This window comes from Achromobacter veterisilvae (genome assembly GCF_037619525.1).
In the GTDB taxonomy this organism is placed as follows: domain Bacteria; phylum Pseudomonadota; class Gammaproteobacteria; order Burkholderiales; family Burkholderiaceae_B; genus Achromobacter; species Achromobacter veterisilvae.
The window spans coordinates 167,921-185,506 of the sequence record NZ_CP148753.1 but is presented as its reverse complement, the minus strand read 5'-3'; the positions used below and the strand labels follow the sequence as shown (position 1 = coordinate 185,506).

Genomic DNA, 17,586 nt, shown 5'->3' with positions numbered 1-17,586 from the left:
CTCAAGCAGGAATTAGCGGCCCAGGTAGGCGTCCCGGACCCGCGGGTGAAGACGCAATGCCTCGGCGGTGTCGGTCAGTACGATGCTGCCGTTCTCGATGACATAGCCGCGATTGGCCACGCCCAGCGCGAGCACGGTGTTTTGCTCGACCAGCAGTACGGTCATGCCGCCTTCGTTGATGCAGGCGATGCGGGCGTAGACTTCCTCGGCCAGGCGCGGCGCCAAGCCGAGCGAAGGCTCATCCAGCAGGAGCAGGCGGGGCCGCGCCATCAAGGCGCGGCCTATCGCCAGCATTTGCTGTTCGCCGCCGGACAGGGACCAGCCCAGTTGGCCGATCCGCTCCTTCAGACGTGGAAAAAGGTCATAGACACGCTCGAAATCGTCGCTCGTTCCGCGGCCGCGCACCGAGCTTCCGACTTCCAGGTTTTCCTTCACGGTAAGGCCCGGAAAAATCCGACGGCCCTCCGGCACATGGGCAATGCCGGCCTTTACGCGGCGCTGGATCGGCAGGGTGTCCAGGGGGCGGCCGTCATAGGCCAGTTCTCCCGTGGTGGGAAGCAGCCCCGAGATCGCGCGCAGCAGCGTGGTCTTGCCCGCGCCATTGACGCCTATCAGCGCCACGGCCTCGCCGGCGTGTACTTCCAGGTCTATGCCGCGCAATGCCACGATGTCGCCGTAGGCGGCGCCCAGGTTTCTACACTGCAACATGCTGGTAGCCTCCTCCAAGATAGGCCTCGAGCACCGCGGGATCGGACTGCACCTCGGCGGGAGTGCCTTCGGCCAGCTTGGCGCCGAAGTTGAGCACCGCCACGTTTTCGGCCAGCCGCATCACCATGCCCATGTTGTGCTCGATCAGCACGACGGAGAGCCGATGCTGTTCGCGCAGGCACCGCAATAGGTCCATTAGTTGTTCGACCTCGCCGGAATTCAGGCCGGCGGCGGGTTCGTCCAGCAGCAATAGCCGCGGCCGCGCCACCATGACTCTGGCCATTTCAACGAGCCGGCGGTTGCCGTAAGAAAGCGAACCTATGCTGCGGTCGGCAAGCGTGTGCAAGTCGAACTGACGCAGGGTTTCGTAGGCGGCTTCACGGGCGGCGCGCTCGCGTTCGCGGGTGGACCTGGGCCGTAGCAGCAGCGCGCTCAGTGAGCGCGGGTCACGCATTGCAGCGCCTAGCATGACGTTTTCCAGGACGCTGAGGCGCGTGAACAGGCGGCCGCTTTGAAATATCCGGCCTATGCCCGCGTGGATGATCGCGTGCGTGGGCAATCCCGTCAGCACGTTGCCGTCGAATCTGACCTGACCGGACGTGGGAGGAACCAGGCCCGTCATCACATTGAGCAAGGTGCTCTTGCCGGCGCCGTTCGGGCCGATGATGGCGTAGAACTGATTGGCGCCGATGTCCAGGCTGACGTTCGAAAGCGCCTGCACGCCGCCGTAATGCTTGCTGATGTTCTGTACTTGCATGAGGCTCATGACAGGCTGCCTCCATGGACAATGCCGCGGCGGCCGCCGCGTTTGGCGCGCCGGCGGTAGGTGGCTGGATCGATCAGGCTGATCAGGCCGCGGGGCAGCACGATCAGGATGACCAGAACCAGAATGCCGAACACCAGCAGGTAGGCGTTGCCGACGCCGCGCAGCAATTCGGGCAGCAGGGTCACGCTCACCGCGCCCAGAATCGCTCCGACGATGCTGCCTTCTCCGCCCACGACCAGCATGGCCAGGTAAATGATGGAGTGGGAGAAGTTGAAGTCCTCGGGAGAAACGAAGCGGATGTGGAAGGCGAACAGGCAGCCGGCCACCGCGGCGTAGGCGGCGCCCAGCGTGAAGGCGGCGACCTTGACCTCGGTGACCGGAAGGCCGGTCATGGCCGAGGCCAGTTCGTCGTCGCGCACCGCCATCAGCGTGCGGCCCGCATGGGAATGTCGGATGCGGACGGCCAGCAGCGCGAGCAAGGTCAGGACCGCCAGCGAGAACAGGTAGAAGCTGGGTTCATCGTCGAGTTTGATGGCGCCCAGCGTGAGCGGTGGAATGCCGGATATGCCATTCGTGCCCCCCGTGATATCGATCCAGTTGGAAACGACGATGGTGAAGCTCACGTTCAATCCCAAGGTCGCCAGCGCCAGGTAATGCCCCTTCAAGCGCAGCAGGATGCGGCCGGTGACATAGGAGATCAGGCAGGTGGCCGCAATGGCGAGCAGCGCGGCCAGCCAGGGGTTCCAGCCGTGGGATGTGGTCAGGACGGCCACCAGATACGCAGCCACGCCCATGAAGGCGGCGTGCGCGAGCGAGATGAGTCCGGCATAGCCGAACACGAAGTTCAAACCGATGACGGCAATGGCCGATATGACGGCGGTATTGGCAAGACGGTTGCCGTAGCCCTGCGTGAAGAGAGGCAGGGCGGCGGCCAGCGCCACGACAGCCAGGCCGCAGAGCAGATGGGATCGTTTCATGGTCAGCCCCGATCGGCGATGCGTTCGCCGAAGATGCCCTGCGGCCGCAGCAGCAGGAAAAGAATCATGATTCCAAAGGCCAGCAGGTCCTTGTAGGTGGAAGACAGGTATGCCGCGCCGAGGATTTCGATCAGGCCCACGACCAGCCCGCCCGCGATCGCGCCGGGGACGCTGCCGAATCCGCCGATGATGGTGGCGGCGAAGGCCTTGAGCGCGACGGCATCGCCCATGTTGACGTCGGCGAACCACATGGGCCCTACCAACAGGCCGGCGAAGCCCGCGAAGACGGCGGCCAGCAGCCAGGCGAAGCCCAGCAGCAGGCGCACCGGCAAGCCCATCAGCCTTGCGGTTTCGACGTCCTGCGCCACCGCCCGCATCGAACGTCCGAGGGCGGTGCGGTGCAGAAGCGCGTAGAGTCCGGCGATCAACAGCAGCGTGATGACGATGGTGGCCAGGGCATGCACCGTGATGACGCCGCCGGCCAGGCTGATCGTGCCGTCGCCGAAAGGCGAGGGCACGCGGAAGGGCCAGGCGTCCCAAACCAGCAGCGCGCCATTCTGCATGGCGATGCCGGCGGCGACCGTGCCGATGATGACCGTCACCACGGGACGGTTCTGCAACGGCAGGTGCACCAGGGCATAGAACAGCAGGCCGAAGACCGCCATCATCGCGATGGCCGCCGGATAGGCCAGGGCCGCGGGCCACTGCGCCTGGATGATGGTGCTCACCCCGAAAAAGGTGCCCAGCATGACGAACTGGCCGGCGGCGAAGTTCACCACGCTGGTGGCCGAATACACGATGACGAAGCCCAGCGCGGCCAGGGCGTAGACGCTGCCAAGCGCGACGCCGTTGACCAGCAGTTGGATCATTTCCTGCATGGAGTTCCCCTTGTGGCGCCGGCCATGCTCAGTCGACCTTGATGGTGCTGATGAACTGCATGTCCTTGCTTCCCTTGGCGAAGTTCACGATGGCGACATCGTGCACGCCATTGCCTTTGGCATCGAAGCTGTAGACGTGGGAAACGCCCTGGTAGCCCTTGAGATCCTTGAGATAAGCCTGGAGCTTTTGCGGGTCGGCGCCGACGGCGTTGATGGCCTGGGCCATCAGCATGGCGCCATCGTAGTAAGCGGCGCCGTAGGGATCGGCGTCCATGGAGAAGCGCTGCTTGAAGCGTTCCGCGTAGTTCTTTCCTTTGTCGGTAGCGGGCAGGTAGGTGTCGATCACGCCCCAGACGTTCTCCAGGTCGGGCGGCGATAGCAGTTGCATCGCGGCCGGGACAAACGCGGCCGAGGAAGCCACCACGGGTTGCTTGAGGCCCAGCATCTTGATCTGGCGCAGCACCATTGCGCCGTCCTGCGGATAGACGAAAGCCAGGATGACGTCGGCGCCCTTGTTCTTCAGACTCAGGAGTTGCGCCGACATGTCCTTGTCGTTCTGGCCATAGGCTTCCGTGCCGACCGGGACAATGCCCTGGTCCTTCAGGAAGGCGGCCGCCGCGTTGGCGCCGCCCTGACCGAAATCATTCTGGATGTACAGGATGCCGGGCTTGGACAGCTTGAGCTCGTCCTTGACGAATCGCGCCATGGCGACGGCCGCCGTGCTGTCCTGCGGGCGGATGCGGAACAGCCAGGGATTGCGCAGATCCGCGACGGCGTCGGCGCCGCCGGCATACATCGCCGGGATGCCGGCTTTTGCCACTTCCGGCGCGACTGCCATGTTCTGGGTGCTGTAGCTGGTGAGGAAAGTGAACGCGGGCTTGTTCTCCTGGGCCAGCTTCACATAGGCGTTGACGGCGGTGCCGTTGGATGCCTGGGCATCTTCAAATACAAACTTGACCGGCTTGCCCTGCAGGCCGCCCGCCTTGTTGATGTCGTCCTCGGCCAGCTTGAGCGAGTTGAAGTACTGCTTGCCGGTCAGCGACAAAGGGCCGGTGAGGGGCACTGTGGCGCCCACGACCACGTTTTGCGCACTGGCCGCGCAGGCCAGGCTTGTCAGGGCGATTGCCGGAAAAACACGGCGGGCGAGGTTGAGGATGTGCTTGACGGACATGATGCTGCGCTCCTGTAACGATCGACGTTGAAGGCGGGGCGGCTTTCCCCAGGTTGTTTTCGATGGCTTATCGTCGTTCCGAAAATCGGTACAACGTTCCTTTTTTCGGTATAATAAAAAATAGCCGGCATGGACAGCAAGACCGGGTTTTCCCGACATGAGCGTTCTGCCACCCCTACAATGCGGCCTTCAAGGAACGCCTATGAGCCAAGATTCCAAACTTCCCCCGCTAGAGCGCTACACCCGCATCCTTGAGCTGCTTGCGTCCTTTCCCGACGGACTGGCGCTGACGGAGATCGCGCGCATGCTGGCGCTGCCCAAGACCAGCGCGCATCGGCTGCTCGGCACCATGCAGGACTCGCAACTGGTGGATCTGGCCGCAAGCACCTACGTGCTGGGAGCGCGGGTGAAGCGGCTGGCCTATGCCAGCGCGGACACAGAGTGGATCGGCGCCCTCGTGCGGCCGCACTTGGCGGATCTGGCGGCCGAAACCGACGAAACCTGCTATCTGGCTAAGCTGCATGGCGGCCACCGGGTGTCTTCTGTGCTGATGGAAGCGCCCGATACGCCTTGGCGCGGGTTCGTGCTGCCGGGCAAGGGCATGGCGCCGCATGCCGCTGCGTCGGCCAAGGCCATACTTGCGTTTCAAGAGCCCCAAGTCATAGATGCTGCGCTGGCCGAACCGCTACCGCGCCTTACCGCGCATACGTGCATAGATAGCGACCGCATCAGGGAGGAGTACGCGGAGGTCCGCCGGCAGGGTTATGCGACTTGCATAGGGGAAATCGATGAGGGCCTGGCGGCGCTCGGGGTTCCGGTACATCTGCAGCACCTTGGCGTGATCTACAGCCTCGGCGTGACCGGGCCGTTGCAGCGATTGAAGTCCAAGAATCTCGAGACGCTGGCGGCCGTCATGCAGCGATACGCCGAGCGGGTCGCGCATGCCTTGGCTGCGGGGTATACGCGGCGGCCAACGGACCAAGGCTGAGGCTGGGGAATCCCGGCCGGCTTTGAGCAGGGCTTGCTCAATGGCGGGGGCGTCCGTCGGCCAGGGTGCGGCACGCATTGCGCCGGCAATCAAGGCCGGCGTTATTCAAGTACCCTTTAGCCTACCTCCGTGCCAGTATGACAAGTATGCAAGACGATCTTTTCGGAGAGGCGCTTCCCCTGCCTCCGGCCAATTCCCCGGACCAGGCGGCCTCTCGTGCGAATTCGGATTTTTCTCTCCTCCGGAGCATGGCCAAGGTGCTTCCCGCGCCCGCGGCGCAGGAGTGGCGCGCGCTCGCGCAGCAGCTTCCGGCGCAGTTGCGCTTTGGCGTCTCTACCTGGTCATATCCGGGCTGGGAAGGGCTGGTCTGGGATGGCGAATACGATTCGAGCACGCTGTCCAAACATGGTCTTGGCGCCTACCATCAGCATCCGCTTTTGCGCACGGTCTGTGTGGACCGCACTTTCTGGCGGCCGTTGACGGCAAGCCAGTATGCCGCCTATGCGGGGCAGGTCGATGACGACTTCCGTTTCGTCGTCAAATGTCCCGCCAGCATTACCGACGCTCAGGCGCGTGGCGAAGAAGGCAGGGCGCGCGCGGTCAATCCGGTTTTCCTCGATCCGTCGCTGGCCATCCAGGAATTCGTGCGGCCGGCTCTCGAAGGCCTGGGCGTCAAGCTCGGCGTTCTGGTGTTCCAGTTGAGTCCTCTGCCTTGGGGGTGGCTGAGCCGCCCCGCATCGCTGTTCGAGAAGCTGGGCCGCATGCTGGCGGCTGTCCGGGAGGCATTGTCCGCGCATGGCGCCGTGATCGTCGCGGTGGAAGTGCGGGACCCTGAACTCCTGGGCCAGGCGCTGGTCGACACGCTCAAGGCGCATGGGGCCACTTTCTGCCTGGGCCTGCATGGCAAGATGCCGCCGATCGAAGAGCAACTGCCGATGCTGCGCGCGCTATGGCCGGGGCCGCTGGTCTGCCGGTGGAACCTGAACCGCGTTTTCGGCGCGTATGGTTATGCCGACGCGCAGAAAAAGCACGATCCGTTCAATGCCATCCTCAGCGAGGATCTCGCTACCCGCACGGTGCTGGCGCGTACGATCCGCGGGATCACGGGCGCGGGCCAGCCGGCCTACGTGACGATCAGCAACGATGCCGAGGGCTGCGCGCCGCTGTCCATCCAGAAGCTGGCCCAGGCCATTGCGGCGTAGATGAAAGGGTGGTCGAAGCACCTATGGGCGCCCGGCTGATGCGGAATCGATTCGCTGAGTGCTCCCCGATACTGGAAAAACGCCTCGGGCGTTCGAAGTTCATCTTATAAATTCAAATATGAGCATTAATACAAATTAATCGCTCATATATGATTATTTATTCGAGAATCTGCCAATTGATCGTGTCGCACCGATGTGGTCAAATATGACTGTCTAATGGCGATTTTTCACCATATTTGAGCAGATGCGAACATGCCGACTTCCGAGCAGAGAAATTCCAGCCTACGGGTTGCCATGCCGCGGCCTGTGGAACGCGCGTTACAACGCCTTGGTCAGGACATCTCCACCGCGCGCCGTGTGCGCCGCTTAAGCCAGGAAGACCTGGCACAGCGTGTCGGCACGTCGCTGAGTACAGTCAGGCGCATGGAAGATGGTTATCCCGGCACCGCCTTGCATACCTTCCTGCGCGCCTTGCACGTGCTTGGCCGTCTTGACGACGTGCTACAGGTGATGGCCACAGAGAATGATGTGCTGGGGATGGAGCTGGTGCGGGAACAACTGCCACAACGAGTACGTACGGTTCGCGGCAGCAAGCCGCGAGTCGGTCGTTCCCCTGCTGCCCAAGAAGGTACGTCTGATGATGCCGATGAATTGGAGGGCTTCTGATGGCGCCCAAGCCCTCAAAGCGTCAGGACCTGGAAGTGCATCTGGGTTCGGCTGGCCAGGTTGTCGGGCGGCTGTATCTGGGCAGCGGCAAGCGCAGCGCGTTCAGCTACGAAGAGCGTTGGTTGCGGGATTCGAGGTTTTTCACGCTGTCGCCTGATCTGCTGCCTGTCTTGAGTGTGCAGCACCCTCAAGAGGTATTTTTTCGCGCGCTGGAGGACACTGCGCCAGACTCGTGGGGCGAACGCGTGATTCGGCGTGCGCATGCGAGGTTGCGGCAGCAAGACCGCGAGACGCCCGCGCTGGAGCCTGTCGACTTCTTAATGTGGGTGGATGACGAGGCTCGTGTTGGCGCGCTGCGACTTTTCGATCCCCAGGCCGAAGTCTATTTACGCACAGGCGGAACGCGTAGGCATGTGCCGCCGCTGGTGGAGCTGGATAAGGTCGTGCAAGCGGCCCGAGCGTTGGAGGCTGGCACGGAGACCGCGCGGGATCTGCAATATCTGCTCGGGCAAGGCACCTCGCTGGGCGGTGCTCGGCCGAAGTCGACCGTCCGAGATACGGATGGCCGCCTGGCATTGGGCAAGTTTCCCAGCCAGGCGGACAAGCGCGACGTCATCCGAGGCGAAGTGCTGGCCATGCATCTTGCCGCCAAGGCAGGCATCAAGGCGGCAGCGGTGCGTGTGGAGTTGGTCAGTGGGACGGCAGTCGCCATCATCCGGCGGTTCGACCGTACTGATGACGGCGGCCGTATTCCCTATGTATCGGCCGCGACGATGCTGCAGTCTGATGGCCGAGACACAGTGCATGCCTATACGGAACTGGTAGATGCCCTGTTGCAGGAAGGTGCCGATCCGATTGCCGACATCCACCAGTTGTGGCGCCGCCTGGTCTTCAATTTTCTGATCTGCAACACCGATGACCATTTGCGGAATACCGGGTTCCTCTATGACGCGCGCAACCATGGCTGGCGTTTGTCGCCAGCATTCGACCTCAATCCGATGCCAGGTGATCGCCGTGAGAGTAAGACATGGTTGACGGAGGATTCCGGACCGATCGATAGCCGGGACATGCTGATGGAAAGAGCGCCTTACTTCAGATTGAATGCTGAGGAAGCGGCTGCAATCTGGACGGAGGTAGCTCAGGCAGTGGATAGCTGGCGTGTCGTGGCCAAAGGGCTCGGCATGCAAGGCACTGATCTGGTGGATTTTGAGCCCGCATTCGCATAAGACTCGTACATGTGATTCCGCGGCACCTCAATACCCTGGAATTTCACGAGATTTCCTGCTGGTGCTTGCCGGCGGCCGTTGAAATCCGCCTCCGCATGGACGGGCCTGGGCTTCAGGCCGGCAAAAAGAAGCGACTACTAAACTCAATAGATAATAGTTATCATTGCCGTTATTGAGGGCAAAGTCCGGCAGCAGCAATTTTGGAGATCCATCCCATGTCCAGCAGCGACGCGGTCTTGCACCGTCGAGCAGAGACGCTCTACGCCGAGCATCATTCGTGGCTGGCGGGATGGCTGCGCCATCGGATGGGCGGCGAGGACGTTGCCGCCGATCTGGCGCAGGATACGTTCCTGCGGGTGCTGGCGTCCCGGGAGGTGCCGTTGTTGCTGGAGCCGCGGGCGTTCCTGGCCACCATCGCCCGGCGCCTGATGGCCAACCATTATCGGCGCGAGGCGATCGAACGCGCCTATCTGGAAATGCTGGCGGCCTTGCCCGAGGCGCGGATGCCCAGCCCCGAAGACCGCAAGCTGGTGCTGGAAGCGCTGTGCGCGATCGACCGCGCGCTGGATACCTTGCCGGCCAAGGCGCGCGAGGCCTTTCTGCTGGCCCAGTTGGAAGGCATGAAGTACGAGGACATCGCCGCCCGCCTGGGCGTGACCACGCGAACCGTGGGCAACTACATGGTGCGCGCGGTGCAGGCGTGCTTCTTTGCCCAGGAGCATTCCGCTTGACTCGGAAGGCGGACGGCACGGCCATGTACGCGGGCGGCTTGCCGCTGGCGCCGCGCGTGGCGGAAGAGGCGTCGCGCTGGTACGTGCTGTTCATGTCGGGCGCCGCCACCGACGAAGACAGGCGCGCGTGGCGCGATTGGTGCGCGGCGGACCCGGACCACGAGCGGGCCTGGGCCCATCTGGCGCGCGCCGACGCCCGGATGCGCGAGCTGGCCGGCAAACCGGCCTACGAGGCCTTGTCCCTCGAACGCCGGCAGCAGGGCAGGCGCCGCGTGCTGCTCTCGGCCGGATTCCTGGCCGCCTGTATCGGGCCCGCGATCTGGGCTGCCGATCGAAACCGCTGGTTGCGCCTGTCGCCGGATTTCACGACGGCTGTCGGCGAGCGGCGCGACGTCGACCTGCCGGACGGCACGCGCATCACGCTGAACACGGATACCGGTATCGATGTGCGATTCGAGGGCGGCGAACGGCTGATCCGGCTGCGGCGCGGTGAAATCCTGGTTGCGACGGGCCACGCGGCGCAGTATGCCTCCATGCCGTTGCGGGTCGAGACCGAGTTCGGGCGCGTGCATGCGCTGGGCACGCGTTTTTCGGTGCGCCAGGGGACGGACGCCACGCATGTCGCGCTGTTCGACGGGGCCGTGGAGATCAAGCCCGTGGGCCAAGGCGGCGCCGGGCTGGTGCTGGCCAAGGGGCAGACCGCGCAGGTTTCCGCAGGGCGGGCCCAGGCTGCCGGGCCGGTCGGCGAGGCCGACATGGCATGGCTGCGGGGCGAACTGGCGGCAGACAACATGCCGCTGGCGGAATTCCTGGCCGAACTCAGCCGTTATCGGCCGGGTGTCATCTCGTGCGACGAGCGCGCGGGCCGGCTGCGGATATCTGGCTTGTTTCCTCTGGCCGACACCGACCGCGTGTTGGCCGCCGTGGGCCGGCTGCTCGACATCCGGATCGTCCGGCGGACGCCGTACTGGGTCGTGGTTTCGGCGCCGGGCTGATCGCTGGCCGCGGCTGCCGCCGCGATGCGCCCAGAAATATTTCGAGCAAACCTTTCCGGTTCTGGTTTTTCGCGTGTCCTCTTTATTGAACAGGACCGAAATCCAAGGCGACGAAACGGCATCATGGCCAGGCATACAGGCGGCGACACGCGCATCGCCCTGTCCCGTACCGGGGCAGGCGGGCGGGCGCTCGCCGCCATACTGCTGTTGGCGTTCGCCGCGCTGATCGGCCAGGCGGCCCGCGCGCAGGACGGCCCGGCGCCGCGCGACAGCGCGAGCCTGCGCTACGACGTGCCCGCGGGGCCGCTGGTGACGGTCTTGCAGCGGATTGCCAGCCAGGCGGGCGTCATGCTGGTGTTCGAGCCCACGCTGACGCGCGGCCTGGAAAGCGACGGCCTGAATGGCCGCTACACGGTCGAGCAGGCGTTCGCGCAGGTGCTGGGGGGCTATGGGCTGGAGGCCTATCAGGATTCTCCGGCCAGCTTCCGGGTCAGAAGCATGGGCGCGACGCCGGCGGCCTTATGGATGCCGCCGACGCTGGTGTGGGGGGCGGCCGCGGGCGGGGATGGTTTCGTGGCGCTGTCCGCTTCGGCCGGGACCAAGACCAGCACGCCCCTTGTGCGAGTGCCGCAATCCGTGTCGGTCGTGACTGGCCAGGAAATGCAGGCACGCTATGCGCGCACTGTTCCGCAGGCGTTGCAGTACACGCCAGGCGTGCAGATAAATAATTTCGGCAGCAACGAAATCCGCAACGACTGGCTGGTGCTGCGCGGCTTCGATGCCAAGCTGACGGGGGACTATCGCGACGGCCTGAGCCAGATGCCGTACGACCAGATCCGCGCGCACATGCCGGCCTATGCGTTGGAAAGCATCGAGGCCGTGCGCGGCCCTTCGTCGGCGCTGTACGGGCAGGTGGCGCCGGGCGGCATCGTCAACCGCGTGACCAAGCGTCCCACCGCGACCGTGCTGCGCGAGGTGGCCGTCCAAGCCGGATCCTTCGACAACCGGCAGGCGTTCGTGGACCTGGGCGGCCCGGTCAACGAGGTCGCCAGCGTCAGCTACCGCCTGACCGCGACGGCTCGCGAAGCCGGTACGCAGGATCGATACGACGACGACCACCGCTACCGCGACGACCTGGCCTACGTGGCGCCGGCCTTCCGGTGGCGCAACGCCGATACGTCGCTGACGCTGCTGACGCACTACCAGCGCGATCGCAACGATGGCGAATCGCGCGCGTACTATCCCACGCGCACGCTGGTGGGCGACTATTCCTACGACCGCAATGACCGCGACTTCTACAGCGTCGGGTATCTGCTGGAGCATCGGCTGAGCGACGCGTGGTCGTTGCGGCAGAACGCGCGCTATCAGCAAGGCCGCATGACGCTGCGCAATCTGTATCCGCTGGCGCTGGCCGCCGACGGCCGCAGCTTGTCGCGCCTGCAATTGCAGGCCAGCGAACGCGCCCAAGGCGCGGCCGTGGACACGCAGATGGAAGGCGTGCTGGAGGGCGCAGGCCTGAAACACACGGTGCTGGCCGGCCTGGATTTTCGGCGGCTGTCGGGCACGCAGGACTATCGGCAGGCGATGGCGCCTTCGCTGGATATCTACGATCCCGTGTACGGCCAGCCCATCGCGGCGCTGGGTCCGGACAAGACGATGTTGGACGTCCGGCAGGTCAGCACGCAGTGGGGACTGTATGCGCAGGACCAGATCCAGGCGGGGCCGTGGACACTGACGTTGGGTGCTCGTCACGACCGCTACACCGATCGGACCGACGACCATCTCGCAGGCGCCGACAGCCGCGGACAGGACCAGGCCACGACCTGGCGCGCCGGCCTGTCGTATGCGTTCGCCTCGGGCGTGGCGCCGTATGCCAGCTATGCCACCGCATTCGTGCCGCAGGCGGGCACGGCCTTCGACGGGTCGCCGTTCACGCCGGCCGAGTCCGACCAGGTCGAGGTGGGCGTCAAGTATCAGCCGCCGGATTCCAACAGCCTCTACACCATTGCGCTATTCAACCTGAACCAGCGCAATGCGCTGACGGCGGACCCGGACCCCGCGCACGCCGGCTTTAGCGTGCAGTCGGGCCGCCTGCGTTCGCGCGGGCTGGAGATCGAGGCCAAGCTCAGCCGGGGCGATGGCTGGGACCTCGTGGCCGCCTACACATACAACGCGGTGACCAACGTGTCCGGCAATGATGGCGGAGCGGGCAAGACGCCGATCGTCACGCCGCGGCACATGGCGGCCGTCTGGCTTGGCCATCGCTTCTCGCAAGGTCCGCTGTCCGGCTGGAACGCCGGCGTGGGCGTGCGCTATATCGGCCCGACGTATGTCGACGTGGCCAACACGATGAAGAATCGCGGCGCCGCCGTGGCGGATGCCTCCCTGGCCTACGAGACCGGCGCGTGGCGCTTTTCCGTCGACGCCATGAACCTGCTGAATAAAGAAACCGTGGTCTGCCGCAACGACCGCGTCAATTGCCGATATGGCGTCGAACGCACGGTGCTCGCCGCCGTCGCGTACCGCTATTGATCCCGCCGGGCGGCGGCGTGCGAGAGGAGTCACATCATGTCGAGCCCCCCTGCCATCAGGGACGAGCTGGCGGCCCTGTACCTGGCCCACCGGCGCAAGTTGCTGCACACGGCGACGCGCATACTCGGGTGCCGCGACCTGGCTGACGACGTGGTGCAGGACACCTATCTGAAACTGCTGGAAGGCCCGCCGCCGCGGGACGTGCGCGAGCCGGTGGCGTACCTGTTCCAGACGGTGCGCCATCTTTCGATCGACTACCACCGTCGTCGCGCGCTGGAGTCCCGCCTGTTCGCGGGACAAGAGGACGGCCAGTATGCCGTGTCCGCATCGCTGGCCGAAGACGCGGCCGTCAGCCATCAGGCGCTGACCTTGGCCGCGGACGCGCTGCAGAACATGTCGGCGCGCACGCGCCGCGCCTTCGAATTGCACCGTTTCGAAGGGTGCACGCAGCGCGACGTGGCGCGCGAGCTCGGAGTGTCGGCCACGCTCGTCAATTTCATGATCCGCGATGCCGACGTGGCGCTGAGCTCATGCCGCGAGTATCTGCTGCCCTAGTTACCAGCGGTAGGCCACCGTGGCCATGACGGTCCGTTCCAGGCCGTAGCGGCAGTTCACGGTGTTGTTGCGGCACACGATGGTTTCCTTATTGAACAGGTTCGTCGCGTCGACCGCAAAGCGCCAGTTGCGCAGTTGGTAGTGCAGACCGGCATCCACCATGAACGACGAGCCGTTTTCAATGGTGTTGGAAACGTCCGCGTAGGTCTTGCCCACGTAGCGCACGCCCACCCCCATGCCCATGCCTTGCAGCACGGTGTCGGGCAGCGTGTAGTTCACCCATGCGGACGCCATGTGGCGTGGCGTGACGATGGGCGTGTTGCCTTCTTCGGCTGGGTTGTTGCTCTTGTTCACCTTGACGTCGTTCAGCGTATAGGACGCGATCAGGTCCAGGCCGCGCATGACGTTTGCCTTGCCTTCCAGTTCGATCCCGCGCGAACCGATCTCGCCGGTCTGCACGCTGAAATTGGTGTTGCGCGGGTCGGGCGTCAGCGCATTGCGCTGTGTAAGGTCGAACACCGACAGCGCCACCATGCTGTTGGAGCCGGGCGGCTGGTACTTGATGCCGAACTCGTACTGTTCGCCCTTGGTGGGCTTGAACGGCGTGCTGTCCAGGCCGGCTCCGATTTGCGGCAGGAACGACGTGGAATAGCTGACATACGGCGTGATGCCCGAGTCGAACAGATAGGCCAGGCCCAGCCGGCCCGTGAACGCCGTGTCCTGTTGCCGGGTCGTGACGTTGGTCAAGCGGTTGTCGCTGCTGCTGCGCGCCCAGTCCTGGCGCGCGCCCAGCGTCACGACGACTTTGTCCACCTTGATCTGGTCCTGCAGATAGACGCCCAACTGGCGGCTCACGTCCTTCTGGTCGATGATGGTATTGGCCGCGGGCGGATACGGAATGTCCTGGTCGTAGACGGGATTTTCCAGGTCCAGGTTGGGCGCCAGGCCCTGGCGATACCACTGCTGGCCGTCCTGGAACCGGTAATCCAGCCCGGCCAGCAGCGTGTGCGACACGCGGCCCAGGTTGAACCGGTATTCGGCCTGATTGTCGATGGCCACGCCGTCCATGCTTTCCTTGGACACCAGGGCGTATCGGCTGATGGTGTGGCCGTCGGCCAGCAGGCGCAGGTTGTACAGGTCGCGCTGATCCAGCTTGCCATGCTGGTAGCGGGCGTTCTGGCGCAGCGTAAACGCATTGTTGACGCGGTGCTCGAGCAGGTAGCCGATGGCGTATTGCTTGCGGTCGTATTTGTTGAAACCGTAGTCGCCCACCGGCACGTGGGTGGGGAACACGGGGCGGGATTCTCCGTCGGTCTGGTCGTGTTGGTAGCTCGTCAGCAGCGTGAACGAGGTGTCGGCGTTGGGCCGCCACGTGAAGGCGGGCGCGATGTAGCCCAGATCGTCCGGGTAACGATGATCGCTGTCGTATTTGACCTGCGTGCCCGCGTCGCGCAGGATGCCCGTCAGGCGGTACAGGTACTTGCCGTCATTGTCGATGGGGCCGCCCACGTCGAAGGCTGCCTGGCGGCGGTCGAAATTTCCGCCTTGCAGCACGATTTCGCCGAAGGCGTCGGCGGTGGGGCGCTTGGTCACGCGATTGACCAGCCCGCCCGGCGCCACCTGGCCATACAGCACCGACGACGGTCCGCGGATGACCTCCACGCGTTCCAGCGCGTAGGGATCGGTGCGCGCGCGGATCTGGTCGTACGGCAGTTGGCTCAGGCCGTCGCGGTAATCCCCCGTGATCTTGGCGTCGAAGCCGCGCAATACGATCCAGTCGTTGCGGACTTCGGCGCCGCCGAAGTTGCTGATCTGCACGCCAGGCACGTACTGGATGGCCTGCGACACCGTCTGCACGCCGCGGTCCTGCATTTCCTGCGCGCCGACCACCGAGACCGATTGCGGAATCTCCAGCAGGTTGGTCGGGGTCTTGCTGCCCGTCAGGGTTTCGCGGGCCACGTAGCCGTTGACCGGCCCGGTGGCGGCGTCCGTTTGGTCGCCCAGGACGTTGATGGACGGCAGCGTGGGCACGGCGGCGCCACCGGCCGATTGTTGGGCATGGACGGGCGCGGCAATGGCCAGGCCTACGATCAGCGGATAGCAAAGAGGGCGCGCGAGCGCGCGCGGAGTATTGCGAGGAGTCTTCATGGTTTGTGCGCGTAGACGGGACTGGAAGGAGCCCCTTGTTATTGGCGTGACGACGCCACGCCGCGACGGCAATGATTGGACGCAAGGCGCTTGCCTTGCGATTCATGCTCTTATTTCTAGACGAACGAGCGTCGGCGCCGTTTAATCCCGCGCCGCGAATGCCTGTGTTCCGCGGGGGTAGCTGCCTGCCGGCCGGGCATCAGTTGCGGGCCGGCCGATATGTCGAACCGTTCAGGGCTGGTCAGCCAGGTCTCGTCGCACGCGAAAGCGCTGTTTTGGCGGCGCCCCGCTGCGCCAGCCGCGTCAGGAGCACGTCCAGGAAATGCCGCGTGGACACCGACGGACGGGCCTGGCTGCGCTGGATCAGCGAGATCTGGTGCACCGTGGGCGAGACGCCGCGGAGGGCAAGTGTGCGCATGCCCCATTGTTCGGCGATGGTCGCCGCGTAGCCCGGCACGATCAGCACGCCGGCGCCGCGGCGCACCAGGCCCAGCGCCGCGGTCAGCGTGCCGGCCTCGATCGCGCTGGGCAGCGTGACGCCCTGGCTGGCCAGAATGAGGTCCAGGCTGCGGCGCACGCTATAGAAATTGCGCAGCGAGATATGGTTCCACGCCGCCAATTCCTTCAGCGCCACCGAGGCGCGGCGGTTCAGGGGATGGGCGGCGTCGATCACCACGCGCATGCCGTCTTCCAACACCACTTCCGACTGGATGCCCGGGATGCGCATGTCGATCGCGCCCAGGCCGAAATCGACGGTGCCCGCCCGGACGCTTTCGACCGTCTGGTCCGTGGAAAGCTCGTGCAGCTCGAATTGGATGCCGGGGTAGCGGGTCCGGTAATCGGCGATCACGTCGGCGAGCAGGCCATAGATCATCAGCGGCGACGCCGCGATGCTGACCTTGCCGCGCTCAAGCGAGATCAGCTCTTCGACGCTGCGCGTGGCTGTCTGCATGGTCGCTACGACGTCCACCGCGAAGGCGTGAAACTCCCGAGCCGCGTCGTTCGGCGTAACGCGGCGAGTGCTGCGGTCGAACAGCACCAGATTCAACTGCGATTCCAGCTCGGCGATCATCTTGCTGGCGGCCGACTGGGTGACGTGCAGCCTTGCCGCGGCCGCCGTGAAGCTGCCGGTCTCGAACAGTTCCAGGAAGATGCGGAGTTGGCGGAAGGTGATATTCATTCCACGATGGACTTAGTAAAGTCTAAGAATTCCATTGTCTCATTAATGTGGCCAAACCTATGATGCCTCGCATCTACCCAGCGAGGCATGCATGCAGACCCAGACTCCCCAGTGCCATATCGACCGCCGCGCCGACGGCGTGGTCGCCATCACCTTTGACAACGGCCGGCTCAATTTGCTGACCTCCGAAGCCGCGGCGGTCTACACCGAGACGCTGCGCGCCCTGGCGCGGGACGAAAGCATCCGCCTGCTGATCGTGCAGGGCGGGGCGGCCGCGTTTCTCGGCGGCGCGGACATCAAGTTCCTGAAGGACGCGGGCCAGGCCGACATCGACGCGTACATTCGCGGCGTGCACGCGCTGTGCGAGCAACTGCGCGACCTGCCGTTCCCGACCATGTCGGTGATCTCCGGATATTGCCTGGGCGCGGGCATGGAGGTGGCGGCGGTATGCGACATCAAGGTCGCCGGCGCGGACGCGAAGTTCGGTATGCCGGAGGTCAAGCTGGGCGTGCCGTCCGTGATCCATGGCGCGATGCTGCCAGGCATGATCGGCTGGACCCGCACCCGCGATCTGCTGCTCAGCGGGCGGATGATACCCGCCCGGCAGGCCTGCGACTGGGGCCTGATCACGGACGTCGCGGCCGAGGGCGAACTGGCGCTGCGCGCGGCGGCCTGGCAGAAAGAATTGCTGGAAGGCGGGCCGCAGGCCATGCGGATCCAGAAGAAACTGATCCGCGATTGGGAGCGCATGCCGCTGGCCGAGGCCATCTCGATCGGGATAGACGCGCTGGTGTCGGCCTACGACACCGATGAACCCAAGCGGTATATGGAAGCCTTCCTGCAGCATCGCAAACGCGCCTGAG

16 protein-coding genes are annotated in these 17,586 nt (G+C 64.8%); 9 read left to right on the top strand and 7 right to left on the bottom strand.

Going from position 1 to position 17,586, the window contains the following annotated elements; all coding sequences use genetic code 11:
- Positions 1 to 12: 12 nt before the first annotated feature.
- The 5 genes from WHX56_RS00785 to WHX56_RS00765 are packed head-to-tail and all read right to left on the bottom strand — an operon-like array spanning position 13 to position 4,500.
- Positions 13 to 708 (bottom strand): ABC transporter ATP-binding protein, encoded by a 696-nt coding sequence (locus tag WHX56_RS00785; protein WP_287755780.1) that lies wholly within the window; start codon positions 706 to 708, stop codon positions 13 to 15.
- Complete coding sequence (locus WHX56_RS00780; protein ID WP_338879992.1) at positions 695 to 1,474, bottom strand: ABC transporter ATP-binding protein; 780 nt, start codon at positions 1,472 to 1,474, stop codon at positions 695 to 697. The genes WHX56_RS00785 and WHX56_RS00780 overlap by 14 nt, the downstream gene beginning before the upstream one ends.
- On the bottom strand, positions 1,471 to 2,451 hold the full coding sequence (locus WHX56_RS00775; protein ID WP_287755782.1) for a branched-chain amino acid ABC transporter permease: 981 nt from the start codon (positions 2,449 to 2,451) through the stop codon (positions 1,471 to 1,473). Before WHX56_RS00775 ends, WHX56_RS00780 begins: the two co-directional genes overlap by 4 nt.
- 2 nt (positions 2,452 to 2,453) lie before the next feature.
- The gene (locus WHX56_RS00770) at positions 2,454 to 3,329 is read right to left on the bottom strand and encodes a branched-chain amino acid ABC transporter permease (RefSeq protein WP_129240139.1); all 876 of its coding nucleotides are present in this window, start codon (positions 3,327 to 3,329) and stop codon (positions 2,454 to 2,456) included.
- A gap of 28 nt (positions 3,330 to 3,357) precedes the next feature.
- Positions 3,358 to 4,500: an ABC transporter substrate-binding protein gene (locus WHX56_RS00765; protein WP_287755784.1), complete on the bottom strand. Its 1,143-nt coding sequence runs from the start codon at positions 4,498 to 4,500 to the stop codon at positions 3,358 to 3,360.
- 202 nt (positions 4,501 to 4,702) lie between these two features.
- Between WHX56_RS00765 and WHX56_RS00760 the strand changes: the two genes are divergently transcribed.
- The 8 genes from WHX56_RS00760 to WHX56_RS00725 all read left to right on the top strand — a co-directional run bounded on the left by WHX56_RS00760 (position 4,703) and on the right by WHX56_RS00725 (position 13,395).
- Positions 4,703 to 5,488, top strand: coding sequence for an IclR family transcriptional regulator (locus WHX56_RS00760; RefSeq protein ID WP_338879988.1), 786 nt, complete (start codon positions 4,703 to 4,705; stop codon positions 5,486 to 5,488).
- A gap of 248 nt (positions 5,489 to 5,736) precedes the next feature.
- Positions 5,737 to 6,690: a DUF72 domain-containing protein gene (locus WHX56_RS00755; protein ID WP_422393632.1), complete on the top strand. Its 954-nt coding sequence runs from the start codon at positions 5,737 to 5,739 to the stop codon at positions 6,688 to 6,690.
- Positions 6,691 to 6,942: 252 nt separating this feature from the next.
- Complete coding sequence (locus tag WHX56_RS00750; RefSeq protein WP_129240135.1) at positions 6,943 to 7,356, top strand: helix-turn-helix domain-containing protein; 414 nt, start codon at positions 6,943 to 6,945, stop codon at positions 7,354 to 7,356.
- Entirely contained in the window at positions 7,356 to 8,582 is a 1,227-nt protein-coding gene (locus WHX56_RS00745) for a HipA domain-containing protein (protein WP_338879984.1), read from the top strand. The genes WHX56_RS00750 and WHX56_RS00745 overlap by 1 nt, the downstream gene beginning before the upstream one ends.
- Positions 8,583 to 8,797: 215 nt before the next feature.
- Entirely contained in the window at positions 8,798 to 9,313 is a 516-nt protein-coding gene (locus WHX56_RS00740) for a sigma-70 family RNA polymerase sigma factor (RefSeq protein ID WP_129240133.1), read from the top strand.
- Positions 9,310 to 10,308: a FecR domain-containing protein gene (locus WHX56_RS00735; RefSeq protein ID WP_338879982.1), complete on the top strand. Its 999-nt coding sequence runs from the start codon at positions 9,310 to 9,312 to the stop codon at positions 10,306 to 10,308. Before WHX56_RS00740 ends, WHX56_RS00735 begins: the two co-directional genes overlap by 4 nt.
- Positions 10,309 to 10,431: 123 nt before the next feature.
- The gene (locus WHX56_RS00730) at positions 10,432 to 12,840 is read left to right on the top strand and encodes a TonB-dependent siderophore receptor (protein ID WP_338879981.1); all 2,409 of its coding nucleotides are present in this window, start codon (positions 10,432 to 10,434) and stop codon (positions 12,838 to 12,840) included.
- A gap of 36 nt (positions 12,841 to 12,876) precedes the next feature.
- On the top strand, positions 12,877 to 13,395 hold the full coding sequence (locus tag WHX56_RS00725) for a sigma-70 family RNA polymerase sigma factor (protein ID WP_287755789.1): 519 nt from the start codon (positions 12,877 to 12,879) through the stop codon (positions 13,393 to 13,395).
- On the opposite strand, the gene WHX56_RS00720 is transcribed toward WHX56_RS00725, so the two are convergent.
- Together WHX56_RS00720 and WHX56_RS00715 are read right to left on the bottom strand one after the other, a co-directional pair.
- Positions 13,396 to 15,543, bottom strand: coding sequence for a TonB-dependent siderophore receptor (locus WHX56_RS00720; RefSeq protein WP_338879980.1), 2,148 nt, complete (start codon positions 15,541 to 15,543; stop codon positions 13,396 to 13,398).
- Between the two features lie 241 nt (positions 15,544 to 15,784).
- Positions 15,785 to 16,723, bottom strand: coding sequence for a LysR family transcriptional regulator (locus WHX56_RS00715; protein ID WP_338879978.1), 939 nt, complete (start codon positions 16,721 to 16,723; stop codon positions 15,785 to 15,787).
- A gap of 91 nt (positions 16,724 to 16,814) precedes the next feature.
- On the opposite strand from WHX56_RS00715, the gene WHX56_RS00710 reads away from it, so the two are divergent.
- Positions 16,815 to 17,585: an enoyl-CoA hydratase-related protein gene (locus tag WHX56_RS00710; protein ID WP_338879976.1), complete on the top strand. Its 771-nt coding sequence runs from the start codon at positions 16,815 to 16,817 to the stop codon at positions 17,583 to 17,585.
- The last annotated feature ends 1 nt before the right edge of the window (position 17,586 follow it).